Annotated in this window: 18 protein-coding genes and 1 pseudogene; 3 read left to right on the top strand and 16 right to left on the bottom strand. The window is 64.2% G+C overall.

What is annotated here, in order from left to right; all coding sequences use genetic code 11:
- The first annotated feature begins 77 nt into the window (after nt 1-77).
- The 3 genes from ACT2B0_RS15425 to ACT2B0_RS15435 all read left to right on the top strand — a co-directional run bounded on the left by ACT2B0_RS15425 (nt 78) and on the right by ACT2B0_RS15435 (nt 2,734).
- Nucleotides 78-554 (top strand): DUF992 domain-containing protein, encoded by a 477-nt coding sequence (locus tag ACT2B0_RS15425; RefSeq protein ID WP_348414226.1) that lies wholly within the window; start codon nt 78-80, stop codon nt 552-554.
- A gap of 82 nt (nt 555-636) precedes the next feature.
- Entirely contained in the window at nt 637-1,302 is a 666-nt protein-coding gene (locus tag ACT2B0_RS15430) for a helix-turn-helix transcriptional regulator (protein WP_473458943.1), read from the top strand.
- A complete protein-coding gene (locus tag ACT2B0_RS15435) occupies nt 1,286-2,734 on the top strand; it encodes an MFS transporter (protein WP_473458945.1) in 1,449 nt (482 codons plus the stop codon). The genes ACT2B0_RS15430 and ACT2B0_RS15435 overlap by 17 nt, the downstream gene beginning before the upstream one ends.
- Nucleotides 2,735-2,886: 152 nt before the next feature.
- Here ACT2B0_RS15435 and ACT2B0_RS15440 read toward each other — a convergent pair whose 3' ends face one another.
- The 16 genes and pseudogenes from ACT2B0_RS15440 to ACT2B0_RS15515 all read right to left on the bottom strand — a co-directional run bounded on the left by ACT2B0_RS15440 (nt 2,887) and on the right by ACT2B0_RS15515 (nt 24,550).
- Entirely contained in the window at nt 2,887-4,284 is a 1,398-nt protein-coding gene (locus ACT2B0_RS15440; RefSeq protein WP_473458947.1) for an NAD(P)(+) transhydrogenase (Re/Si-specific) subunit beta, read from the bottom strand.
- A gap of 33 nt (nt 4,285-4,317) precedes the next feature.
- A pseudogene (locus ACT2B0_RS15445) lies at nt 4,318-4,713 on the bottom strand (proton-translocating transhydrogenase family protein); the annotation flags it as partial.
- Nucleotides 4,713-6,020, bottom strand: coding sequence for a Re/Si-specific NAD(P)(+) transhydrogenase subunit alpha (locus ACT2B0_RS15450; RefSeq protein ID WP_473458951.1), 1,308 nt, complete (start codon nt 6,018-6,020; stop codon nt 4,713-4,715). The pseudogene ACT2B0_RS15445 and the gene ACT2B0_RS15450, both read right to left, overlap by 1 nt.
- 76 nt (nt 6,021-6,096) lie before the next feature.
- Nucleotides 6,097-6,324 (bottom strand): aa3-type cytochrome c oxidase subunit IV, encoded by a 228-nt coding sequence (locus tag ACT2B0_RS15455; RefSeq protein ID WP_473458953.1) that lies wholly within the window; start codon nt 6,322-6,324, stop codon nt 6,097-6,099.
- Nucleotides 6,325-6,437: 113 nt separating this feature from the next.
- Nucleotides 6,438-8,843: a vWA domain-containing protein gene (locus ACT2B0_RS15460; RefSeq protein ID WP_473458955.1), complete on the bottom strand. Its 2,406-nt coding sequence runs from the start codon at nt 8,841-8,843 to the stop codon at nt 6,438-6,440.
- 156 nt (nt 8,844-8,999) lie between these two features.
- Nucleotides 9,000-9,833, bottom strand: coding sequence for an ABC transporter ATP-binding protein (locus ACT2B0_RS15465; protein ID WP_473458957.1), 834 nt, complete (start codon nt 9,831-9,833; stop codon nt 9,000-9,002).
- Between the two features lie 69 nt (nt 9,834-9,902).
- Complete coding sequence (locus ACT2B0_RS15470; RefSeq protein WP_473458959.1) at nt 9,903-11,198, bottom strand: ABC transporter substrate-binding protein; 1,296 nt, start codon at nt 11,196-11,198, stop codon at nt 9,903-9,905.
- Between the two features lie 74 nt (nt 11,199-11,272).
- Entirely contained in the window at nt 11,273-12,349 is a 1,077-nt protein-coding gene (locus ACT2B0_RS15475; RefSeq protein ID WP_473458961.1) for a branched-chain amino acid ABC transporter permease, read from the bottom strand.
- Nucleotides 12,349-12,729, bottom strand: a complete 381-nt coding sequence (locus tag ACT2B0_RS15480; protein ID WP_473458963.1) for a VOC family protein — start codon at nt 12,727-12,729, stop codon at nt 12,349-12,351. Before ACT2B0_RS15480 ends, ACT2B0_RS15475 begins: the two co-directional genes overlap by 1 nt.
- Complete coding sequence (locus ACT2B0_RS15485; RefSeq protein WP_473458965.1) at nt 12,729-13,730, bottom strand: branched-chain amino acid ABC transporter permease; 1,002 nt, start codon at nt 13,728-13,730, stop codon at nt 12,729-12,731. Before ACT2B0_RS15485 ends, ACT2B0_RS15480 begins: the two co-directional genes overlap by 1 nt.
- A gap of 23 nt (nt 13,731-13,753) precedes the next feature.
- On the bottom strand, nt 13,754-14,584 hold the full coding sequence (locus tag ACT2B0_RS15490; protein ID WP_473458967.1) for an ABC transporter ATP-binding protein: 831 nt from the start codon (nt 14,582-14,584) through the stop codon (nt 13,754-13,756).
- The gene (locus ACT2B0_RS15495; protein ID WP_473458969.1) at nt 14,581-16,566 is read right to left on the bottom strand and encodes an AMP-dependent synthetase/ligase; all 1,986 of its coding nucleotides are present in this window, start codon (nt 16,564-16,566) and stop codon (nt 14,581-14,583) included. The genes ACT2B0_RS15490 and ACT2B0_RS15495 overlap by 4 nt, the downstream gene beginning before the upstream one ends.
- A gap of 292 nt (nt 16,567-16,858) precedes the next feature.
- Nucleotides 16,859-17,533 (bottom strand): Crp/Fnr family transcriptional regulator, encoded by a 675-nt coding sequence (locus ACT2B0_RS15500; protein WP_348506566.1) that lies wholly within the window; start codon nt 17,531-17,533, stop codon nt 16,859-16,861.
- A gap of 70 nt (nt 17,534-17,603) precedes the next feature.
- Nucleotides 17,604-18,260 (bottom strand): N-acyl amino acid synthase FeeM domain-containing protein, encoded by a 657-nt coding sequence (locus ACT2B0_RS15505; protein ID WP_473458971.1) that lies wholly within the window; start codon nt 18,258-18,260, stop codon nt 17,604-17,606.
- A 353-nt stretch (nt 18,261-18,613) separates the two neighbouring features.
- Nucleotides 18,614-20,923, bottom strand: a complete 2,310-nt coding sequence (locus ACT2B0_RS15510; RefSeq protein WP_473458973.1) for a putative bifunctional diguanylate cyclase/phosphodiesterase — start codon at nt 20,921-20,923, stop codon at nt 18,614-18,616.
- Nucleotides 20,924-21,073: 150 nt separating this feature from the next.
- Nucleotides 21,074-24,550: an indolepyruvate ferredoxin oxidoreductase family protein gene (locus ACT2B0_RS15515; protein ID WP_481658411.1), complete on the bottom strand. Its 3,477-nt coding sequence runs from the start codon at nt 24,548-24,550 to the stop codon at nt 21,074-21,076.
- Nucleotides 24,551-24,575: the final 25 nt, after the last annotated feature.

Consider the following 24,575-nt stretch of genomic DNA (forward strand, 5'->3'; position numbering starts at 1 on the left):
GCCACGACAAGGCCCCACGCCGCAGGGGACGCTTTCGCGCGCCATCCGTTTAGGTCCCGAACAAAGGAGATGAACGGATGAAGACTTTTCTGATCGCCGCCATGGCCGGCCTGTTTGTCGCAGGGCCCGCCTCCGCCCAGGAAGGCGTAAAGCTCGGCCTGCTCGACTGCGTCGTGGAAGGCGGCGCCGGCTTCATCATCGGCTCGACCAAGGATGTGAGCTGCACCTACAAGCCGGCGGACGAAACCGAACCGACGGAGGCCTATTTCGGCGTCATCCGCAAATTCGGTCTCGATATCGGCGTGACGGGCCAGTCGGTGATGCAGTGGGTGGTGCTTGCTCCGGCCGCCGACGTCTACGAGCCGGGCGCCCTGGCCGGCGACTATGTCGGCGCCAGCGCGGAGGCGAGCGCGGGCGTCGGTGCCGGCGCCAATGTTCTGGTTGGCGGTTCCGGCGAGAGCTTTTCGCTGCAGCCCGTCAGTGTGCAAACGCAGACCGGCGTCAATGTCGCAATCGGCGTCAGTCGCTTCGAATTGCGGTCCGCGGCCGACTAAGGCGTTCAACGCCGCCCGCTGCCGGCGGCGGGCTTGACGCGCGGTGCCTAAGCCGCAATAAAGAAACCAATCAGTTTCCTTATTGCGGTCGGTCATGGAGCAAACTTCCGGTAGTGACGAACCTGTTCTGCGTTTCCTGAAATTCAGGGGACCGCAGTCGACCGGGGACCTGGCGCGCCACCTTGCCGTGACGGGCCCCGGCGTGCGCAAGCTTCTGAACAATCTGCGCGACCGCGGGCTGGTCTCCTACCAGGACGAGGCCGGCGCCGTGGGAAGACCGCGCCGCATCTGGCGCCTGACCGAGGCTGCACAGTCGCGGTTTCCCGACATGCACGCCGCGCTGACGGTCGAGATCATCCAGACAATCCGCAATCTTTTCGGTCAGGCCGGCCTCGACCGCCTGATCGACGACCGCGCCCGCGACACCGAGATGAGATACCACGCCGCGTTGCAGGCCGTGCCCGACCTGGAAACCAGACTCGACCGGCTCGTCGCCCTGCGCACCAAGGAAGGCTATATGGCCGAGTGGGAGCCTGTGGCTCCGGACACCTATCTGCTGGTGGAAAACCATTGCCCGATCTGTGCTGCGGCCCGCAACTGCCAGGGCTTCTGCCACTCGGAGCTGGACATTTTCCGGCGTGCTCTCGGTCCCGCCGCCACGGTCGAGCGCACCGAGCATCTGCTTGCCGGCGCGCGCCGCTGCGCCTATCTGGTTACCGCGCGGGACATCGATGCCAGATCATCCTGAACCCGGAGCCGCGCTCGACTGGCGGGCCCTGTGGGCAAGCGGCGATCTCGCCCGCTTCATCTTCATCAGCCTCGGCATCATGCTGCACGCCACCAACGAGACCATGGTGGCCACGATCATGCCGGCCATGGTGGCCGACATTTCCGGCGTCCAGTTCGTCGGCTGGACGCTAGCCATCTACGAATTGGGTTCCATCACCGCCGGCGCGGCGGCCGGACGCATGATCTCCTACCTGCCGCTGCGCTCCAACATGGCCGGCGCCGCCTTTCTCTACGCCGCAGGCGCGCTGCTCTGCGCCCTGTCGCCCGGCATGGGCTGGTTGCTGGTCGGGCGCCTGATCCAGGGGCTCGGCGGCGGTGCACTGGTGGCGCTCGCCTTCGTCTCGGTCGAACGCCTGTTTCCGCGGCTGTTCTGGCCGCAGCTCTTCGCCATCATTTCGGTCGTCTGGGGCGCCGCCGCCTTTTCCGGGCCGCTGATCGGCGCGCTGGTGGCCGACGCCTGGTCGTGGCGCTGGTCGTTCGGGCTTTTCGCCGGCGGCGGGCTGGCGATGGCTGCGATCAGCTTCATCGTCCTGTCCGCGCCCGGCGCGACGCAAACGCGCGGAGAGGTCGCGCCCCCCTTCCCGGCGGTCGCGCTCGCCTGCCTGGCGCTATCGGTCATGCTGATCGCCTATGCCGGCGTCGCGCTCGAAACCGTGCGCTCCGGCCTGCTGCTTGTGGCCGGGCTGGCCGGCCTCGCCCTGTTCTTCTGGATTGACGCCACGCGGCCTGCTTCCCGGCTTTTTCCGGCGCGCCTGTTCGACGCGCGCACGACGCTCGGCGCCGGCATGATCATGGTGTTCGCCTTTTCGGCGGCAACGATCGCCTTTACCGTCTACGGCCCGCTGCTCTTGACACGGCTGCACGGGGTGTCGCCACTCACCGCCGGCTACATCATCGCCGCCGAGGCGATATCCTGGTCGGTGCTGTCGATCCTGGTGGCCAATGCGCCGCCCCGGCACGAACGGGCGATCATCGCCGCCGGCGCCATGATGATCACTGCCGGCATGGTCGGTTTCGCCTGGACGGTGCCTTCGGGCACGATCCCGCTGGTGCTGGCCTGCGCGCTGCTTCAGGGCGGCGGCTTCGGTATTGCCTGGCCGTTCATCACCCGTCTCATCGTGGCCTCCGCCGCGCCGTCAGAAACCACGATCACCTCTTCGGCCATCCCCACCCTGCAGCGGATCGGCTATGCGCTCGGCGCGGCGATCGCCGGCATCATCGCCAATGCCAGCGGTTTTTCGGGCGGCCTGAGCACACAGACGGCGGCCGGCGTCGCCACCTGGCTGTTCCTGGCCTTTATCCCGCTCGGTGCGATCGGTCTTGCCGCCGGCATCGTCATCGCGCGCGATGCCGGGCGGCGGCAGGCGCCGGCGCTCGAAGGCGGCGCCTGACGCGGCCCTGCCAAGAGCCGGCCGATTCCGGCCTCGGTAAACACGTGCAAGGGCCGCCGCGGAACAGATCTGAAAACGATAACGGCCGGGACGCTTCCGCCCCGGCCTGTCACACGCTTATCGCCAATAAATCCCGATAGGACGGGGATCGCTCAGTGATCCATCGCCTTGACGATGTCCTCGGTCATCTTCTTGGCGTCGCCCAGAAGCATCATCGTGCCGTCCTTGTAAAACAGCGTGTTGTCGATACCGGCATAGCCCGAGCCCAGCGAACGCTTGACGAACAGGCAGGTGCGCGCCTTGTCCACGTCGAGGATCGGCATGCCGTAGATCGGCGAGGCTTTGTCGTCGCGCGCGGCCGGGTTGGTGACATCGTTGGCGCCGATCACGTAGGCGACGTCGGCCTGGGCGAACTCGGAATTGATGTCCTCCAGCTCGAACACCTCGTCGTAAGGCACATTGGCCTCGGCCAGCAGCACGTTCATGTGGCCCGGCATGCGGCCTGCGACCGGATGAATGGCGTATTTGACCTCCACGCCGGCTTCCTTGAGCTTGTCGGCCATCTCGCGCAGCGCGTGCTGCGCCTGGGCGACCGCCATGCCGTAGCCCGGCACGATGATCACCTTTTGCGCATTGGCCATCAGATAGGCCGCATCGTCGGCCGAACCCTGCTTGACCGTGCGCTCGATGCCGTCGTCGGCCACCGCCGCCGTCTCGCCGCCGAAACCGCCGAGAATGACGGAAATAAAGGAGCGGTTCATGCCCTTGCACATGATGTAGGACAGGATCGCACCCGACGAGCCGACCAGCGCCCCGGTGATGATCAGCGCCAGATTGCCGAGCGTGAAGCCGATGCCGGCTGCGGCCCAGCCGGAATAGGAGTTGAGCATCGAGACGACGACCGGCATGTCGGCGCCACCGATCGGGATGATGATCAGGACGCCGAGCGCCAGCGACAACAGCACGATCAGCCAGAAGACCGTCGTCGACTGCGTCGTCACCAGCATGATGATCAGCACGACCAGCCCGATGGCGAGCGCCGCGTTGACCATATGCCGCATCGGCAACATGATCGGCTTGCCCGACATGCGCCCGTCGAGCTTCAGAAAGGCGATGATCGAGCCGGTAAAGGTGATGGCGCCGATGGCGACCCCCAGGCTCATTTCCACCAGTGCCTGGGCATGGATGGCCCCGACCTCGCCGATCCCGAAACTTTCGGGCGCATAAAGCGCCGCCGCGGCGACCATCACCGCCGCCAGGCCGACCAGCGAGTGGAAGGCGGCCACAAGCTGCGGCATCGCCGTCATGGCGATGCGTTTGGCGATGACGGCGCCCGCGCCGCCGCCGATCGCGATGCCGGCCACGATGAGCACGAAACCGCCAAAGGACGGCGTGGCCAGCGCCAGCGTCGTGATGATGGCGATCGCCATGCCGATCATGCCGTAGAAATTGCCCTGGCGGCTGGTGGTCGGGTGCGACAGGCCTCGCAGCGCCATGATGAACAGCACGCCGGAGACGAGGTAGAGGAAGGAAGCGAGGTTCACGCTCATCGACTGGGCCTCACTTCTCTTTTTCTTGTACATGGCCAGCATGCGCTGGGTGACCAGGAAGCCGCCGAAAATATTCACCGAGGCGAGCACCAGGGCGATGAAGCCGAACCCGGTGGCCAGCCCCGAGGCCGAGATGCCGACGGCCAGGAGCGCGCCGACCACGATCACCGAGGAGATCGCGTTGGTGACCGACATCAGCGGCGTATGCAGCGCCGGCGTCACCGACCAGACCACGTAATACCCCACGAAAATCGCCAGCACGAAAATGGCGAAACGGAACACGAACGGGTCGATCGCGCCGCCGGTCGCCGCATGGGCGATGCCGCCGGCCGCTTCGGCCGCTCCATCCGCCTCCTGCAGCGCCAGCCGCGCCGCGGCCGAGGCCTGGTCGAGCTGGTCGAGCGCCTGTTCAAAAGCGGATTTTTCCATCAGGCGTCTCCCTTTGGCTTTGCGTCGCCAGCCGGTTGCGCCGCGGCTGGCTTTTTCGCCGGCGTCTTTTTCGGCGCGGACTTTCCGGCCGCCGGTTTCCTGGTCGCCGGCTTCTTGGCAGCCGGTTTACTCGATGCAGTTTTTTTGGCTGCAGGCTTGTTCGCTGCCGGCGCGGCTTGGGCGCCGGCAAAATTCGGATGCACGACCGCGCCGTCATGGGTCAAAAGCGTCGCCTTGACCAGTTCGTCGTCGCGGTCGAGCGAAAGCGCCTGCTTGTCCTTGTCGATCATCGTTTCCAGGAAAGCGAACAGGTTCTTGGCGTATAGCAGCGACGCGGACGCCGCGATCCGGCCCGGCACGTTCAGATGACCGACGATCTTGACACCGTTCGCGGTGGTGATGACCTCGCCGGCCTTCGCGCCCTCGACATTGCCGCCACGCTCTACCGCCAGGTCGACGATCACCGAGCCGGGACGCATCGACCGCACCATCTCGCCAGACACCAGTCGCGGCGCCGGACGGCCCGGGATCAGCGCCGTGGTGATGACGATGTCCTGCTTGGCGATATGCTCGGCAACCAGTTCGGCCTGCGCCTTCTTTTCCGCGTCCGTCAGTTCGCGCGCGTAGCCGCCCTCGCCGGATGCATCCTTGAGCGCGTCGGTCATGATGAACTTGGCGCCGAGCGACGCGACCTGTTCGCCGGCCGCCGCGCGCACATCGGTCGCCGTCACCACCGCGCCCAGCCGGCGCGCGGTCGCAATCGCCTGCAGGCCGGCCACACCGGCGCCCATGACGAACACCTTGGCTGCCGGCACGGTTCCGGCCGCCGTCATCATCATCGGCAGCGCGCGGTCATATTCGCCGGCCGCGTCGATCACGGCCTGGTAGCCGGCAAGGTTGGCCTGCGAGGACAACACGTCCATCGACTGCGCGCGTGTGATGCGCGGCATGAATTCCATCGCCAGCGCCGAGACGCCCGCCTTGGCCATCGCCTCGACAGCGGCCTCGTTGCCGTAAGGGTCCATGGTGGCAAGCACCACCGCGCCCTTCTTGTAGGTTTTGAGCTCGGCGGCGCCCGGCCGACGGACCTTCAGGACGATATCGGCCTTGGCAGCGTCGCCGGCCTTGCCGATCGCGGCGCCGGCCTTGACGAAATCTTCGTCGGGAATGCGCGACCCCGTGCCGGCAGCCTTTTCCACGACCACCGTAAAGCCAAGCCCGCAAAGCCGCTTGGCCGTATCGGGCGAGGCGGCGATGCGGTCTTCGCCGGCCTCAAGCTCGCGTGGCACGAAAACTGTCTGTCCCACCGCCTACTCCCTTCCGGTTGGAATGCGCCTGCCTTGCGCTGCGGCGACCCTCCCCAGGGTCCGCCGTATCGTCGCGTCAGCGCAGGATATATGCCGCCAAGGCAACCACGATCATAAAAAGGATCGTGGACGCGATGAACCCGCCGCCGGCGAAAAAGCCGAAAGCCATCGCAATCAGGAGCGCTGCACAGACGATAGAGCCGTATTTCGTCAGCGACACGAACATCCCATAGGTCTTTTCGTGCTCGCTGTAGTCCATATCCGCGCCTGTTTCGACCGGACCGGTCGGCATATTCTCAGCCATGTGCAAACCCCGTTAGAGACCTTCCGCTGCGCACATAGCGAAAAGCCGTGCCAAGAGCAATGGCGCGCGCCCCTTGCGGATCGTCGCAGGCAGGATCGCGCGCCCGCCCGCTCCTATTCAACGACCAGCTCGGTCTCGTAGAGCACCACGCGGCTGTGGCCGCTATGGTAGCGCAGCTGATAGGTGCCCGGCTCGGCCGGCGCCTTGATGCGGACGGTCTTGCCGTCATAGTCGCCGCCGATCAGCCGCGCGGAAGCGAGTACCTTGCCCTTGCCGGCCTTGGCCGCCGGGTCGAATAGCTGCACGGCGTCGCGCGCAGCACCCGGCCCCACCCAGGCGACCGCGAAGAACTGCGCCGCCGGCACGGAAGCCGGCGCGTCAAGCGCGACCTCCATCGCCTCAACGACGATCGGGCGCTCGGCAAGCACCTTGCGACCGTCGCCGCTGAAATAACGCAATACGTAATCGCCGGCGATCGCCGGCACCACGAGACGCACGGACTGCGCATCCATGTCGCCGCCTACGATGCGCTGGCTGGTCTCGACCGCACCCTGACCGGCTTTGGCGTTCGGGTCGAAGATCTGGACGGCGTCACGGCGGGCGCCCGGCCCCTGCCATTTGATCTCGACGGTGTGCCCGATCAGCGCCGTGTCGGGCGCCTCCAGCGCGACCGCGATCTCCTCGACGGCGATCGGGCGCGTGGCGAGGACGGTGGAATTGTCGCCGTTATAATAACGCAGCAGATAGTCGCCCGCCGTCGCCGGCGCGTTGAGGGCGACGGTGCGCTTGTCCATATCGCCGCTGACGATGCGCATCGAGGTCAGCACCTTGCCTTCGCCGGCGCGCGCCTGCGGGTCGAAGATCTGGACGGCATCGCGCCGGGCCCCCGGTCCGGTCCATTCAACGGAAAAGCGACGTCCCATCGGCACGGCGTCGGGCGCCGCGAGCGCGACCTCCGCCGCCGCCACAACGAGGGCGCGCGTTGCCAGCACGGTGCGGTTGTCGCCGTTATAATAGCGCAGTTCGTAGCTGCCCGGTTTTGCCGGGGCATGAAGATCGACGCTGCGGGCGTCCATGTCGCCATTCACGATACGGCGCGACTCGACCACCTTGCCCGCGCCGTTGCCGGCTTGCGGATCGAAGATCTGGATCGCGTCGCGGCGCGCGCCCGGCCCGGTCCAGGTGACGGTGAGATGCGTCGCGATCGCCACCTCGTCCGGGGCCTCCAGCGCAACCTCGGCGTCGAGCACCTCGATCTCGCGCGTGGCGAGAACGGCGCTGCCGTCGCCGCTGTAATAATGCAGTTGATAAAAGCCCGGATCGGCCGGCGCCACCAGCGCCACCGTGCGATTGTCGAACTCACCGTTGACCAGTCGACGCGAACGCAGAACCGCATTGCTGCCATCGAGCTTGCGCGGATCCACGATCCGGATCGCATCGCGACGCACGCCGGGACCGACCCAGGCGACGGTGAAGGTTTTCGACAGACCGACCGTGGCCGGCGCGTCGAGCGAGACGGGCGCCTCGGCCACTTCCAACGGCCGTGTGGCAAGCACGGCGCGTCCGTCGCCCCACCAATAGCGCACCTGATAGGCGCCCGGACGCACCGGCGCCAGCAGCGTGACCGCCTGCGCCGCGACGTCACCGTTGACGACCCGGCGCGAGGCCACCACCCGGCCCTCGCCGTTGCGGGCCGCCGGATCAAAAATCTGGATCGCGTCACGACGCTCTCCCGGCCCGTCCCAAACAACCGTCACCGGCCTGCCGATCTCGACACCGTCCGGCGCCTCGAGCGCGGCAGCGGGCAGGTCGGCGGGCGCCGGCGTGGGGTCGGCCTCGGAGGCCAGATCGGCTCCAGCGGTCTCGGCTTCGGCGATCTCGGTCAGCGGCTGGTCGAGCGCCTCGCCAAGTTGGCCGGCGTCCTGGGCGGGCAAATAGAGCCCGCCGGTCTCCTCGGCCAGGCAGGCGACCTGTCGCCCCTCTTCGGCCGACAGGCCGAACCCCACGACATGGGCGGTGAAGTCGACGCCGGTCGCCTCCAGTTCGCGTCCCAGCGCGCACGGATCGGCGTTGCAGGTCTCGATACCGTCGGTGATCAGCACGACAGTTGCCTTGTCTTCGGTAAATTTCAGCGTCTCGGCCGCCAGCCTCACGGATGCCGACAGCGGCGTCTTGCCGAGCGGATTGAGACCGTCGGCGACCGCGCCGATCTCGGCCGCGCTGCCGGTGCCGGGCGCAACGAGCAGCTCGATATCGTCGCACTGACCCTTGCGCCGGTGGCCGTAGGCGATCAGCCCGAGCTCGACCTCGGACGGCAGATCGGCCAGCACGTCCTTCAACACAGCGCGCGCGATGCCAATCTTGGGCTCCTGGTCGATCCGGCCCCACATCGAGCCGGACGCGTCGAGCACGATCATCGCGCGCTCGGCCGCCAGGGACGGCGCCGCGCCAAAGGCAAGACCCGCCATAGCCAGGGCAAACAGGCGCGACGCGCTCTGTGTCAACGTGCGAAGGGTCATGGTGCGATCTCCGGATGCGCGATGTCGATTCGCGTCATACAAGCCATCGCCTTCCGCAGGGTCAAGCCGTACCGGCGTTCAAACCGGAGGTCGTTTCATCCGGCGCATGCTCCATGCGAGACATCGGCTTCTGCCATGGCCCCGCCGCGACGCGTGTCAGGCAAGCCAGCGCTTGCGGCGCTTATAATGCTTGACGTTCTTGAAGGAGCGGCGTCCTTCGCCGCCGATGCCGAGATAGAATTCCTTGACGTCCTCGTTCTCACGCAGCGATTGCGCCTCGCCGTCCATGACTACCCGGCCGGACTCCAGAATATAGCCATATTTCGCGTAGCGCAGCGCAATATTGGTGTTTTGCTCGGCCAGAAGCAGCGAAACGCCCTGTTCTTCGTTGAGTTTTTTCACGATCTCGAAGATTTCCTCCACGAGCTGCGGGGCGAGCCCCATCGACGGTTCGTCGAGCAGCACCATTTTCGGGCGCGACATCAACGCGCGGCCGATCGCCGTCATCTGCTGCTCGCCGCCCGACGTGTAGCCGGCCATCGAGCCGCGCCGTTCCTTGAGGCGCGGGAAATAATCGTAGACCATTTCCAGGTCCCGGCGCACATTGGCCGCGCCGTCCCGCCGTGTGAAGGCGCCGGTCATCAGGTTTTCCTCGATCGTGAGATGGCCAAAACAGTGGCGGCCTTCCATCACCTGGATACAGCCGCGCCGCACCAGATCGCTGGGTGAGGACGACTCGATCCGCTCGCCGTCGAATTCGATACTGCCCTTGGTCACCTCGCCGCGCTCGGCGCGCAAAAGATTGGAGATTGCCTTCAGGGTCGTCGTCTTGCCGGCGCCGTTGGCGCCCAAGAGCGCCACGATGCCGCCGCGGGGCACCGACAGAGACACGCCCTTCAGGACGAGAATGACGTGATTGTAGATCACCTCGATATTGCTGACCGAGAGGATCGTTTCGGCCTCGTTTCTGGCCAGTGCCGCGTCCGTCATGCGCAAATCCCGTCAGGCTGGCGGAAAGGACCCCGGCGGCAAACCGCCGGGGCGATGCAGGAGTCAAGATCAGCTGCCGCAGTCGCGCGGCGTGATGTTGTTTTCCTTGGCGTAGGCCTCTGAATCCTCCTTGATCAGGGCATCGACCACCTCGCGGTCAGCCCCCATGAAGTCGGTGACCAGCGACCAGCTCTTGGCCTCCGCGTCCCATTGCTGGATGGCGCCCAGGCCGGGTCCGCCATGATTGGCGCAGGTGACGGCGATTTCGGGAGCGAAGCCCGGCAGGCCCAGCTCCGTCATGCGCGCCTCGTCGACCTTGAGCGCTTCCATGCCGTCGCGCACCATGTCCGCCGTGAGGTCCTTGGTGTCGTGCATCTTCATGGCCGTGCGCGCCGCCTCGGTGGCGAGCATCGCCGCGTAGAGGCCGCGATTGTAGAGAACCTCGCCGACATGGCTGCCGTCGCCGGCCGCCTTGCCCGCGTCGGTGACGTGTTTCTTGATGTCCTCGAACAACGGGAAGTCCGTCCCCACGCCGTGGAACGTGACCGCCTTGTAGCCGTCGGCGCCGGCGCCGGCCGGCAGCACGTCGTTTTCGGAACCGGACCACCACACGCCGATGAAATGATCCATCGGGAAGCGGATATTCGCTGCTTCCTGGATCGCGACCTGGTTCATCACGCCCCAGCCCCACATGGTGACATAGTCCGGGCGGTCGCGGCGAATCTGCAGCCAGGTGGCCTTCTGTTCCTGCCCGGGATGGTCGACCGGATAGAGCGACAGCTCGAAACCGTGCTTCTTCGACAGTTCCTCGAGTGTGCGGATCGGCTCCTTGCCGTAGGCGGAATTATGGTAGACGAGCGAGATCTTCTTGCCCGAGATATCGCCGCCTTCCTCGTTCATGATGTGCTTGACGATGATGGAAGCGGCGTCCCAATAGGTGCCGGGATAGTTGAAAATATAGGGGAACACGGCGCCGTTGGCCGCCGAGGTCCGCCCGTATCCCATCGAATGGACCGGGATCTTGTCGGCCGTGGCCTTGGGGATCAACTGGTAGGTGATGCCGGTCGACAGCGGCTGATAGACCAGCGAGCCCTCGCCCTTGGTCGATTCATAACATTCCACACCCTTTTCGGTATTGTAGCCGGTCTCGCATTCGATCATGCGGATCGTCTCGCCCTCGATACCGCCGTCGCGTTCGTTGAGCAGCGTCAGATAGTCGGCATAGCCGTCGGCAAACGGAATACCGTTCGGCGCATAGGGGCCGGTGCGATAGCTCAGCGAGGGAAAGACCAGATCGGCCATCGCCGGTCCTGCTCCCACCGCCATGGCGAGTGCAACAGTCGTAAGAAACGTTTTTAGTCTCATTTGAAATCCTCCCATAGTGAGACTTTCTTTCTTGGTCCCGGCCTGGTTTGGCCGGTTGGTATTATTGTATCGCGCTAGTATGGGAATGGCCAAAGCCTGAGTTTTTCTTTTGTCAGGCGCCAGATCTGGGCCAGACCGTGCGGCTCGACGATCAGGAAAAAGATAATCAGCGCCCCGACGGTCATGATCTCGATATGAGCGGCCAGATCCGTCGACCATCCGAGCCCGCCGACCATCACGTTTTTCAGGAACACCGGAAACACAACGATGAAGGCCGCGCCCAGGAAGGACCCCAGGATCGAGCCGAGTCCGCCGATGATGATCATGAACAGCGCGTCGAAAGATTTGTCGATGCCGAACGCCTCGGTCACTTCGGCCGCGCCCAGATAGATGGCGAAGAACATTGCCCCGCCCATGCCGACATAAAAGGAGGAGATGGCGAAGGCCGACAGCTTGGCGTTGAAGGGCGAGATGCCCATGATCTGCGCGGCGATATCCATGTCGCGCATCGCCATCCAGCTGCGTCCGAGCCGGCCGCGCGTGAGATTGCGCGCCACCCAGGCGAACACGAAGACGAAGGTCAGCGAGACCAGGTAGGTCGCCCATGGCGGCGCGTCGGGACCGGTCACCGCCACACCGAACAGCGTACGCGTCGGCATGCTGATCTGGCCCGAGGCGGAGTAGTTGTAGAACCAGCCGAACTTGTTGAAGCACCACACCAGGAAAAACTGTGCCGCGAGCGTGGCGACGGCCAGGTAAAAACCCTTGATGCGCAAGGAAGGCAGCCCGAACAACATGCCCACCCCGGCCGTGACCGCACCGGACAGGATGATCACCAGCACGATGTTGAGTTCGGGAAAGGCGGTCGTCAGCTTGTAGCAGGCGAAGGCGCCGACAGCCATGAAGCCGCCCGTTCCCAGCGAGACCTGCCCGCAATAGCCGGTCAGGATATTGAGCCCGAGCGCGATCATCGACCACACCAGGAACGGCACGAGGATCGATTTTTCCCAATAACCGGTGATGAGGAACGGCACGACACCGAAGCAGAACGCCACGAACAGCCAGAACAGGATGCGTTCGCCGCGAATCGGAAAGGTCTGCATGTCGGCGACATAGGTGGTTTTGAAATCGCCGGCTTCGCGATAGAGCATCAGGCGTCTCCCCACATCTTGGTGCCCTCGGCGAAATCGTCGCCCTGCGGCCCGACCAGGCAAAAGCGATGTCCGCTCGGCGCTTGCATGATGATCCACCGTTCGCGCGTCTCGATCCGGTGCGCGCCGGCGGCCTCCAGCCTGTCGGCCTCGGCCTCGCGGTCGTCTGTCTCGATATCCATATGAATGCGGGGCGCGTGGTCGACGGCCTGCAGCAACAGGCGCGGCGAGCGGTCATAATCTCCGACACGGGCATATTTGCCGTCATCGTCGACGACCACCCGTTCGCCGAGCGCCGTGCTCCAGAACGCCGCCGCCTCCGACAGATCATCCGTCTGGCAATCGATCACGAACACGCCGGGCCTGCTCCTGTGTGCCATCAAACCCTCTCGATGATCTTTTCGCCGAACAGGCCCTGCGGCCTGAACAGAAGGAAGACGAGGGCGACGACATAGGCGAACCAGTTTTCGATCGCCCCGCCGACGAACGGGCCGACATAGAGCTCGGCCAGTTTTTCGCCGACCCCGATGATCAGGCCGCCGACGATCGCGCCGGGAATGGAGGTGAAGCCACCGAGAATGAGCACCGGCAGCGCCTTGAGCGCAATCAGCGACAACGAGAACTGGACGCCGGATTTCGCGCCCCACATGATTCCGGCGACCAGCGCGACGAAACCGGCGATCGACCACACGATCACCCAGATATTGCGCAGCGAGATACCGACCGACATGGCGGCCTGGTGATCGTCGGCAACCGCTCGCAGCGCCCGGCCGGTGGCCGTGTATTGCGAAAACAGCGTCAGCACCAGCACCAGCGCCACCGCCACCAGCGCGGCAACCACATCGAGCTTGTCGATATACATGCCGAAATAGTCGGACCCTTCGGTCGCCCATTCCCGGGTCACGTCCTCGAGCCAGAACGAACCGCCCGAAGGGATGCCGATGTCGAGCGCCTTGATGTCGGCGCCCCACATCAGATCGCCGAACCCTTCAAGGAAATAGGCCAGGCCGATCGTGGCCATGAACAGGATGATCGGTTCCTGGTTGACGAGGTGCTTGAGCACCAGCTTCTCAAACAGATAGGCGAAGGCGACCATCACCACGAGCGTGCCGACGACCGCCACGAAGGCAGGCAGGGTCCAGCCGAAATGATGGAATTCGGTCCCGAAGATCGCATTGATCAGATGCGAGAACGGCACCTGTCCGGTCTGCAGCCCGACCAGCGTCAGCGCCGCAAACAGCGCCATCACGCCCTGCGCGAAATTGAAGATGCCCGACGCCTTGAAGATCAGCACGAAACCGAGCGCGACCAGCGAGTACATAACGCCGGTCATCAGCCCGTTCAGGACCGTTTCGAGAAAATACAGGAAGGCCGGGCTCATGTGACAGCGTTCTCCTGGAGCCGTTATTCGTGCGGAACGCCGAGATAGGCGTCGATCACGTCCTGGTTCTTCGACACCTCGTCAGGCGACCCGTCGCCGATCTTGCGACCGTAATCGAGGACGACGACCCGGTCGGAAATGTCCATGACAACGCCCATATCGTGCTCGATCAGCGCGATCGTGGTGCCGAACTGGCTGTTCACATCGAGGATGAAGCGGCTCATATCCTCCTTCTCCTCCAGATTCATGCCGGCCATCGGCTCGTCGAGCAGAAGCAGCGCCGGCTCGGCCGCCAGCGCCCGGCCCAGTTCCACCCGCTTTTGCAGGCCGTAGGGCAGACGCCCGACCGGCACCTTGCGGATGTGCTGGATCTCGAGGAAGTCGATGATCTCCTCCACGCGATGGCGGTGCTCGAGTTCCTCGCGCAGCGCCGGTCCGCGCCAGATCGCCTGGGCGAAAATGTTGCTCTTTTGCAGCGTGATGCGGCCCGTCATGATGTTGTCGAGCGTTGTCATGCCCTTGAACAGCGCGATGTTCTGGAACGTGCGCGCGATCCCCTGCCGGGCCGCGTCCGTGGTGCGCATGGCGCGACGCTCGACGCCGCGAAAGGTGATCGTGCCTTCCTGCGGCGTGTAGAAGCCGTTGATGACGTTCAGCATCGAGGTCTTGCCGGCGCCGTTCGGACCGATAATGGCGCGGATTTCCCCCTTGCGGACATCGAAGGAGATTTTGGTGATCGCCTTGACCCCGCCGAAGCGCAGCGACACGTCCTTGACCTCAAGCAACACGTCGCCCTTGGCGACGCCGTCGTCGTGGTGAACGTTCAGGTCCCGTGGATTGACGGCCCGGTTCATTCGGCGGCCTCTCTCATCGGCTTGGGGTCGAGGCCGTAGACGTGTGCGTCGACGATCCGCACCAGAGCCTTGAGACTGCCTTTGCGGCCGTCCTCGAAGGTCACCTCGGTCTCGACGCGTTTTTCGCTCGTGCCATCGTAGAGCGCCTCGATCAACTCGCCGTAGCGCTCGGAGATGAACGATCGCCGCACTTTCTGCGTACGCGTCAGTTCGCCGTCATCGGCGTCGAGTTCCTTGTGCAGGACCAGAAAGCGGCGGATCTGCGAGGCCGCCATCAGTTCCTCTTCCGCCAGCGAGCGGTTCACCGCGTCGACATGGGCGGCCATGGTCTTGTAGACGTCGGGATGGCCGGCCAATTCCTGATAGGAGCCATAGGAGACGTTGTTGCGCTCGGCCCAGCTTCCGACCGATTCCAGGTCGATATTGATGAACACGGCGCAAAAGTCGCGACCATCGCCGAATGCCACGACCTCTTTGACGTCCGGATAGAATTTCAGCTTGTTCTCGATATATTTCGGCGCAAACAGCGCGCCCGAGCGCAGCTTGCCGACATCCTTGGCCCGGTCGATGATCTTGAGATGGCCCTCGGCGTCGAACAGCCCGGCATCGCCCGTATGCACCCAGCCGTCTTCCGTCTTGGTCGCGCGGGTCGCCTTCTCGTTCTTGTAGTAACCGATGAAGACGCCGTCGGAGCGATACAGCACCTCGCCATTGTCCGCGATCTTCACATCCACGCCCGGCGACGGCAGCCCGACCGTATCGGCCCTGATCTTGCCGTCCGGCTGCGCGGTGATGTAGACGCAGGCCTCCGTCTGGCCGTAGAGTTGCTTCAGGTTCAGCCCGAGGGCGCGGTAGAAGCGGAACAGTTCCGGCCCGATCGCCTCGCCGGCCGTGTAGCCGACCCGCATGCGCGACAGGCCCATCCTGTTCTTCAACGGCCCGAAGACCATCAGATCGCCGAGCCCGTATTTCACCCGGTCCCAGAACCCGACGCTTTCGCCGTTGAGGATCGGCTCGCCGACCTTGCGCGCATGGGCGATGAAATAGTCGAACATGCGTTTTTTCAGCGGTCCGGCATCTTCCATACGCACCATGATCGCCGTCAGCAGGCCTTCGAAGACACGGGGCGGCGCAAAGAAATAGGTCGGCGCGATTTCCCGGCGGTCCTCCGTCACGGTTTCCGGGCTTTCCGGACAACTCACGCAATAACCGGCGGTGTAGGACTGCGAATAGGAAAAGACATGATCGCCGACCCAGGCCAGCGGCAGATAGGCGATCGTCGTCTCGTCGACGCCGAGATTGTCGAAGGCGTTGCCGTGCAGGGCCGACTTCACCAGATTATCGTTGGATAGCATCACGCCCTTCGGGCGGCCGGTTGTACCGGACGTGTAGAGGATGATGCCAAGATCGCCGCCCGTGCCGGCCGCTACCGACGCCTCCCAGCGTTTCAGAGCGTCGGGCGATGCCGAAACCGCGGCAAGTCCCGTTTCGCGCAGTTCATCAAAGGAGTGCAGATGGGTATGATCGTAGTCGCGCAGTCCGCGCGACTCGTCATAGACGATGTGTTTGAGGCTCGGCACACTGTCGGAAACCGAAAGCAGCTTGTCGACCTGTTCCTGATCCTGCGCGACGGCGAACTTCACCTCCGCGTGGTCGAGCACATAGGCCATCTCCTCGGCGACCGAATCGGCGTAGACCGGCACCGGCACGCCGCCGAGCGACTGGATCGCGGCAAACGACCAATAGAGCCGCGGCCGGTTCGCCCCGACCACGGCTACCTTGTCCCCGCGCGCCAGGCCCAATGTCTCCAGACCCAGAGCGAAGGCGCGCACTTCGGCTAGCTGCTGCGTCCAGGTCCAGCTTTGCCAGATGCCGTAATCCTTGTGCCGCATGGCCGGGCGATTGCCGTACCGATCGGCGTTCAGCAGCAAGTACTTCGGAAACGTATCGAGTGTCCTGTCGGCGTCGGCCGCAGCAACCATTTCCCATTATCCTCCCGAACCCCGCCTTGTTTCTGCGGTTGGTCCACATTTATCGCGCGGCTTGGCCCAGCGCGCAAGTTCACCCATCTCGTCCGTTCGGCTAACCCGGCCGGCTTTTATGCATCCGGTCCGTGGTCAGCGCGTTAAAAGTACAATCACATGAAGGACGGCAGACATTCAATTTCGCGATTGACAGACAAGACCAGCGATGGTCTGGTAGGCTTGCCGAGTCTCTGGTTTCCCAGCTTTCACGATTTGAATTGTCTTGCCGCTATGCGGTCGCGCGCGCCGATCAGGGCTCGTAGCGTTTCAGCCTTTCCAGCTTGAGCACCCGGATGCGGCCGTGCTCGCACTGGAGCAGCCCCTCTTCCTCCAGATCCTGCAAGGCGCGATTGGCGACCGCCCGCGACACGCCGGCAAGCAGGCCGAGTTCCTCCTGGGAAATCTCGATGGCGTCCTTGCCCGTCGGGTAAAGCACCGGATTGAAGAACCAGGACAGGTTGCGGGCGACGCGGGCGCGCGGGCTGAGAATGCGGTCATATTCGATCGTGGCGATGAACTGGCCCATGCGTTCGTTGAGTTGGCGAACCAGGAAACGGCTGAAGCCGCGGCTGTTGTCGTAGAGCCACATGAACGTCGCGCGATGCATCATCGCCAGGCGGGTGTCGCGCAGCACGACGAGATCGTACTGGCGCGGCTCGCCCTTCAGCACCGAACCCTCGCCGAACCAGCTTCCCGAGGTCGCGCCGGCAAAAGTCATCGCCTTGCCGTCGCTCGACACGGCCGATATCTTGGCCAATCCGTCGATGACCCCGGTCCAGTAGTCGAGCCTGTCGCCACGATGGCAGATGTAGCTGCCCTTCGCGAAGGTCTTTTCGATGGTGCCGCGGCGTGCGCGATCGAGTTCCTCGGCGGTGAGTTCTTCAGCCCAGATCGCGGTGCCGACGATGTCTTCCTTCGTGCCCATGTCTTTCCGGACTACCGTGCGACGGTGCCGTTATGGACGCGCGCGCGGCGCAAGACAAGTAAGCAGAAGGTCAGGCGGCGCGTTCCGAACGTCCCGCGGTCGGCAACACGGTCAGCGGTGCGCGCGCGCCTGTGACCGGCCGGTCGAACAACAGTCGCTGCTCCATACGGGTCGACCTGAAGAACGGAAACCGGACGAAGGAGCGCTCCTCTATGGCGTGCACGTTGGCCTGGTACAGCACCACCGGGTAGTTGAGGCCCGGATAGTCGCGCAGCCCGCCGATCTGTTCCGACATGTAGATGCGCCGATAGAAGCCGGTGTGATCTTCCTGGATGGTCGACAGGCAATACGGCGCGTTGAAATGGAAACAGGCCATGCCGGCGATGCGCAGCGTCAGATAGGGAATTTGCGGATAGATCTGCGACCACTCCGGGTCGGCGGCAAAACGGCTCGGATCGATGAAGGTGTCGCCGGCGCGAATCCGTGGCTTCAGTATATCGCCGTAAACCGTGACCGACGGGGACACCGGGTGCGCCTTGTTTACATGATGAATGCGGATGGTCGAAACCAGATTGCCATCGATGTAGACGCCGAACCGGTAACAATTGTCGAGGCCGTCGAGCGAATCGTGGACGGTCTGATCGGCAATCTCCGACACCATATCGGCGGCTCGGTAGGATTTGTAACGCAGCCTGTAGATGTCCTCCAGATCCTCACCGCCCTCCACGCGCCGGTATTCCGTGCGATCGAGTACCGCCAGAACATTCCTGGAGAAGGCCGAAATTTCCGAATGACTTGTCGCAGCTCCCGGGCGCAGCGCAGCGCCCGGTAGTGCCGGATTCGCATTCATGTCAGTCAATTCCCCGTACCTCGTACACTCGACGGTAGCCCATGCGCCGTTCAAGTAAAGCTGAAACTTCTCATGTCGGCGTTTACTTAGCGTTAACGTTAACGGGGGGAGCGCCTATGGCGCGATCACGCCATGACGCAGCGTCAGCCGTGAGAATGACCATTTTTGGGATGAAGAAGGTCCGCCGGGGTTGAACGCCATGTCGAGACACGGCGCCCGTCCGCGGCTGCCTATCGCGCCGCGACTTGCACCGTGCGCAGGTCTTCGGCGAAGGGCCACACCGTGTTCGACATGGTCTCGATGCCGGAGGCCGAAAGCGCCGCGCCGAACAAAAAACCCTGCAGCAGGTCGGGCTTGACCTCCTGCGACAGAAGCCGGAGCTGATCGAAGGTTTCCACGCCCTCCATGGTGACCTTGAGCCCGACCTGGCGCGACAGATGAACGACGCCCTTCAACAATTCGCGCGACCGGTCGTCCTCGGTGACGTCCTTGAGAAAGCTGCGGTCGATCTTGACCTTGTCGAGCGGCAGCGTGTGGAGATAGCTCAGGCTGGAATAGCCGGTGCCAAAATCGTCGAGCGCAATTCGCACCCCGAGATTGCGGATCTCCTGCAGATATTTCCGCGTCGACAGTTTGTCGTCGAGGATCGCCGTTTCGGTGACTTCGATTTCCAGCCGTTCCGGCGCCAGGCCGCTCTCGGCGAGCGCGTTGGCAACGGTGGCGATGATGTCGGCATCACGGAAATCGCGTGCCGACAAATTGACCGAGACGCCGATCGGCTCCGGCCATTTGGCGCATTCGCGGCAAGCAGCCTTCAAGACCTGCATGCTGATGTCGGAGATGATGCCCATCTCTTCGGCCAGCGGAATGAAAACACCCGGTGAAACCGCGCCGAGTTCGGGATGCTGCCAGCGGCACAGCGCCTCGCAGCTTTCGATGCGCATGGATTCCATGCCCACGATCGGCTGGTAAACGACGCGCAGCGCGTTCGCTTCGACCGCGTTGCGCAGATCCGATTTCAGCATCTGTTTTTCGCGGAACGCGGCGTCCATCGACGTCTCGAAGAGTTGCCAGCCGTTCTTGCCGGCCTCCTTGGCGCGATAAAGCGCGAGATCGGCCTTCACAATCATCCCGTCAACATCGCCGAATGCGACCGGCAACAGCACGGCCCCCGCGCTCATCTGTACCCGCAGCAGGTGTCCGGCCACGTCGACCTCGTCGGCAAGCCCCTCGAAAATCCCGTCGAGAATCTGGCCCAGATGAAGCTCGTCGTGAACGCGGTCGAAATAGATCACGAATTCGTCGCCGCCAAACCGGCTGACCTTGACGTCCTCATCGGCGAAACAGCCGAGCTTTTCGGCAATCGCGTAGATCAGACCGTCGCCGACTGGATGGCCAAGCGTGTCGTTGACCGTCTTGAAATCGTCCATGTCGAACACGGCCAGTGCGCAATTGCGTTCGCGGTCGCCACCGGCCATCTGCTCGGCGACGATCTCCTGGAAATAGGCGCGGTTGGGCAGTCCCGTCAGCGTGTCGTACCGGGCCATGTGGCGGATCTTCTCGTCCGCATGGACCCGCTGTGTCACATCCTCGAACGTGATCACGCCGAGTTCGTCATGACCCTCGCGCGCCGAAAACTCCAGATGGCGCCCGTCGGAAAGGCTGACCAGCAGTTTTCGGTCGCGACCCTCGCGCAGGGCGCGGGTGAGCTGGCCCTCGACGAAACCGCAATCCTTGTAGGAGATCAGGCCGCCCGCCGCGCCACGCAGCAGCAGCGACTTGAGAGAACGTCCAACGAGATGGTCGGGCGTGGCCACCGACATCAACTGCGCGGCCTCGGCATTGGCCACGACGACGCGGCTGTCGGGGCCCAGCATCACCAGGCCGTGCGACATGGTGTTGAGCGCGCGGTTGAAGCGCTGTGCGAGCCGGTTGGCCTTCTTTTCTTCCGAAAGCGCCGAAAACAGCACCTCGCGCACCATGTCCGCAAAACGACGAATGGCGAAGAAGAAGGGAAACGCCATACAGCCCAGGATGATATGATAGATGTCGCCGCGCAGGATGAAGCCGATCGAGATCGGCCATGTCATGGTCATGATGAAGATCATCACCATGCGCGGTGATCCGTAATTGCGTCCGGCGATCGACGTCGCGGAGGCCAGGGTCACCGCCACCGAGGCGATTTCGGCGAAACTGTCGTGGGCGAGATAGATGCCCACAAAACAGAAAAAGCCCAGCATGAAGCCATGCATGGACCCGAACACGATATAGTCTCTCTCGCGCGCCTTGGCTTCGGCGCCGGTCGCGGGCGGCGGACGGTTGCTGTATTTGCGGATATTGCGCAACCGCAATATGCCGACCATCACCATGGCGACAGCGACAAGGAGATAGAGCGGATCCTTGGTCTTCCAGTAGCACAGGACGACAAGCAGGGTCTGGGCGACGAGACCGATCGACAGCGTCAACCCGTCGCGGAAAAGGGTTTCCACGAACGGAATGTAGATATCAACCGGGATGTCGCGTTTCTTGATCCTGTCCATGCCATGGTCCGCTCAGGTTCGTGGACTATGGCATGGTCCTGTTAATAAAACGCTTCCCGCGCAATCAACCCGGTGCGCCTTCAATAGTTGTAGTGGCCCCTGAGGTCGCGGGATTGTGCGGCCTGCACGACGATGTCGGTGACGCGTCCGCTACTCCGCCGCTTCCAGCGTCTCGGTCGCATCGCCGGTCTCGAAACGGGCGACCAGCCGCCGCCGTTCCTCCGCCGCCTTGCGCGCATTGGCGTCCTTGACGTGACCGTAACCCTTGATGAGTTGCGGAAGGCTGGCGAGGGCCGCCGCGGCATCGGCGCGCTCGGGTGTCAGACCGGACATCACCATGTCGAGATCGGCCTCGTATTCTGCCAGAAGACGACGTTCCATGCGCCGTTCCTGTGAGTAACCGAACGGGTCGAGCCTTGTGCCGCGCAGTCCCTTCATCGCCGCCAGCAGCCGCATCGCCCGCATCATCCAGGGACCGAATGTGGTCTTTTTCGGCCGGCCGTCGGCGCCCTTTCTGCCCATGATCGGTGGCGCGAGATGGAATTCGAGCCGGTCGTAGCTTTCGAACTCGGCCGAGAGCTGCCTGGCGAACGACCCGTCCGTATAAAGTCGGGCGACCTCGTATTCGTCCTTGATCGCCATCAGCTTGAACAGGTTGCGCGCTACAGCCTCGGTGACCGCGCTCGAGCCGGGAACCGCTTCGGCCTCCTTGGCCTGCACCGCCGCGACCCTGGCGCGGTAGCGCTCGCCATAGGCCGCGCTCTGGTAGGCGGTGAGAAACGCCGTACGGCGCAAGACGATCTCCTCCAGCGTGTCGGCCGGGCTTTCGGCACTCGCGGAGGCGCCGGCCCGTTCGATCAGGTCGCGCACAAAACCCGGTTCGTGCGCGGCACGGCGACCCCAGCGGAACGCATCAACATTCATGGCCACCGCCTGACCGTTCAGCGCGATCGCCTGCTCGATCGCCTCGGCCGAGACCGGCAGCCCGCCATGCTGATAGGCCATACCGAGCATGAACATATTGGCCCCGAGCGAGTTGCCGAACAGCGCCGCGGCCGCGCGTGTGGCGTCGAAGAAATGGGCCTTGTCTTCGCCCGCGGCCGCCCGGATCGCCTTTTTCAGCCTCTCGGCCGGCAGCGAAAATCCCGGCGAGCGGGCAAAGTCGCCCGGCATGATCTCGGCCGTGTTGGCGATGAACACGGTCTCGTTCTCGCGCACGGCGGACAGCACCTTCTTGGAGCCCGAGACAACCAGGTCACAGCCCAGCACCATGTTTGCCTTGCCCGCCGAGACCCGGATGGCGTGGACCGCCTCGGGCGTCTCGGCGATGCGCACATGGGTAAACACCGCCCCGCCCTTCTGGGCCAGGCCCGCCATGTCGATCAGGCCGCAGCCGCGCCCTTCCAGATGCGCGGCCATGCCGAGAACCGCGCCGACAGTCACGACGCCGGTGCCGCCGATACCGTCGATGATCCCCGACCAGCCGCCGGAGAGCGGCGACAGCGCGGGCGCGGGCACGCCCTCCAGCGGATCGGCCGAACCGGCAATGCCGCGCGATTTGCGGATCTTTGCCCCGTGCACCGTCACGAAAGACGGGCAAAACCCGTTGACACAGGAAAAATCCTTGTTGCAGCTCGACTGGTCGATGCGCCGCTTGCGGCCATATTCGGTCTCGACCGGCTGGATCGACACACAATTGGACTGGACGCCGCAATCGCCGCAGCCCTCGCACACCAGTTCGTTGATGATGACGCGCCTGTCGGGATCGGGATAGGTGCCGCGCTTGCGCCGGCGCCGCTTTTCCGCCGCGCAGGTCTGGTCGTAAAGCAGCACCGACACGCCCTTCACCTCGCGCAACTCGCGCTGCACCTGGTCGAGATCGTCGCGATGATGGATCGTCGCTCCGCCAGGAAAGCGCACCGCGCCGGCATATTTGTCGGGCTCGTCAGTGACGATCGCGATGCGCGCCACCCCTTCGGCCCGCATCTGGTTGGCGATCATCTCCACGCTGAGAGAGCCTTCGTGCGGCTGCCCGCCGGTCATGGCGACGGCGTCGTTGTAGAGGATCTTGTAGGTGATGTTGGCGCCTGAGGCGATCGCAAAGCGCATCGCCAGCGATCCGGAATGATTATAGGTGCCGTCGCCAAGATTCTGGAAGATATGCTCGCGTTTTGAGAACGGCGCCTGGCCGACCCATTGCGCGCCCTCCCCGCCCATCGCCGTGAAGCCAACCGTGTTGCGATCCATCCAAAGCGCCATGAAATGGCAGCCGATTCCGGCGCCGGCGATCGACCCGTCCGGCACCTTAGTGGAGGAGTTGTGCGGACACCCGGAGCAGAAATAGGGCGTGCGGCTTGCCACGTCGGTCGTTTCGGCCAGCATGGCCTGGAACTGCTTGAGCCTGTTGACCCGGGCCGCGATTTCCTCAGACGGCCCGATCACTTTCAGGATCCGCTCGCCGATGGCGATTGCGATGTCGTTGGGATCGAGCGCCCCCTTGGCGGGAAACAGCCAGTCGCCGCGCTCGTCCTTCTTGCCGACGACCACCGGCTGCATGGCGGTTCCATAGAGATCCTCGCGCACCTGAACCTCGATCAGCGAACGCTTCTCCTCCACGACGATGATCATCTCCAGGCCACGCGCGAAATCGCGTATGTGCTCGAGGTCGAGCGGCCACGGGCAGGCGACCTTGAACAGCCGCAGGCCGATACGATTGGCCCCGGCCTCGTCGATGCCGATGTCCTCCAGCGCCTGACGGACGTCGAGATAGCTCTTGCCGACGGTGATGATGCCGACCTTGGGGGTCCGGCCGCCCGAATAGACGATCTTATTGAGGTTGTTGACACGGATGAAGGCCGCAGCCGCAGCCCGCTTGTATTCGTGCAGGCGGGCTTCCTGCCCCATCTGGTCGAGTTCGTGGCGGATGTTGAGCCCGCCCGGCGGCATGTCGAACTCGGGCAGGACGACGTTCAGCCGGTCGAGCGCGACATCGACGGACCCGGTCGATTCGATGTTGTCCTTCACGCATTTCATCGCCGACCAGGTGCCGGCGAAACGCGACAGCGCGAAGCCGTAGAGCCCGTAATCGACCAGTTCCTGGACCCCGGCCGGATTGAAGATTGGGATCATCGTGTCGACGAACAGAAATTCGGTGGCGTGCGCGTTGGTGGAGGACTCGGCCGTGTGGTCGTCGCCCATCAGGGCCAGCACGCCGCCATGCCTGGACGAGCCGGCGAGATTGGCGTGCCGGAACACGTCGCCGGAGCGGTCGACTCCCGGCCCCTTGCCGTACCAGAGCGAAAATACGCCGTCGTGCCTGCCTTCGCCCAGCAGTTCGGTCTGCTGCGCGCCCCAGCACGCCGTCGCGGCCAGTTCCTCGTTGAGGCCCGGCTGAAAGACGATGCTGGATTGCTCGAGCTCGGCCTTCGCCCGCCATAATTGCTGGTCGAGCCCGCCGAGCGGCGAGCCGCGATAACCGGAGACGAATCCGGCCGTGTCGAGGCCGGCCAGCCGGTCGCGCTCGCGCTGCATCAAAAGCATGCGGATGATCGCCTGCGCGCCGGAAATATAGATTCGCTGTTTGGCGAGGTCGTATTTGTCGTCGAGCGATACGTCGTGAAGGGTCATCGGTTCCTCCGCGATGCCCGCTGCC

The sequence above is a fragment of the Nitratireductor sp. J20-h4 genome, assembly GCF_056780505.1.

Bases quoted from the DNA above. Each gene is read 5' to 3' on its own strand.
- ACT2B0_RS15440 (WP_473458947.1), bottom strand. From the start codon at position 4,284: ATGAGCGTGAACCTCGCTTCCTTCCTCTACCTCGTCTCCGGCGTGCTG.
- ACT2B0_RS15425 (WP_348414226.1), top strand. From the start codon at position 78: ATGAAGACTTTTCTGATCGCCGCCATGGCCGGCCTGTTTGTCGCAGGG.
- ACT2B0_RS15470 (WP_473458959.1), bottom strand. From the start codon at position 11,198: ATGAGACTAAAAACGTTTCTTACGACTGTTGCACTCGCCATGGCGGTG.
- ACT2B0_RS15480 (WP_473458963.1), bottom strand. From the start codon at position 12,729: ATGGCACACAGGAGCAGGCCCGGCGTGTTCGTGATCGATTGCCAGACG.
- ACT2B0_RS15460 (WP_473458955.1), bottom strand. From the start codon at position 8,843: ATGACCCTTCGCACGTTGACACAGAGCGCGTCGCGCCTGTTTGCCCTG.
- ACT2B0_RS15435 (WP_473458945.1), top strand. From the start codon at position 1,286: ATGCCAGATCATCCTGAACCCGGAGCCGCGCTCGACTGGCGGGCCCTG.
- ACT2B0_RS15475 (WP_473458961.1), bottom strand. From the start codon at position 12,349: ATGCTCTATCGCGAAGCCGGCGATTTCAAAACCACCTATGTCGCCGAC.
- ACT2B0_RS15465 (WP_473458957.1), bottom strand. From the start codon at position 9,833: ATGACGGACGCGGCACTGGCCAGAAACGAGGCCGAAACGATCCTCTCG.
- ACT2B0_RS15500 (WP_348506566.1), bottom strand. From the start codon at position 17,533: ATGGGCACGAAGGAAGACATCGTCGGCACCGCGATCTGGGCTGAAGAA.
- ACT2B0_RS15495 (WP_473458969.1), bottom strand. From the start codon at position 16,566: ATGGTTGCTGCGGCCGACGCCGACAGGACACTCGATACGTTTCCGAAG.
- ACT2B0_RS15510 (WP_473458973.1), bottom strand. From the start codon at position 20,923: ATGGACAGGATCAAGAAACGCGACATCCCGGTTGATATCTACATTCCG.
- ACT2B0_RS15485 (WP_473458965.1), bottom strand. From the start codon at position 13,730: ATGAGCCCGGCCTTCCTGTATTTTCTCGAAACGGTCCTGAACGGGCTG.
- ACT2B0_RS15515 (WP_481658411.1), bottom strand. From the start codon at position 24,550: ATGACCCTTCACGACGTATCGCTCGACGACAAATACGACCTCGCCAAA.
- ACT2B0_RS15490 (WP_473458967.1), bottom strand. From the start codon at position 14,584: ATGAACCGGGCCGTCAATCCACGGGACCTGAACGTTCACCACGACGAC.
- ACT2B0_RS15455 (WP_473458953.1), bottom strand. From the start codon at position 6,324: ATGGCTGAGAATATGCCGACCGGTCCGGTCGAAACAGGCGCGGATATG.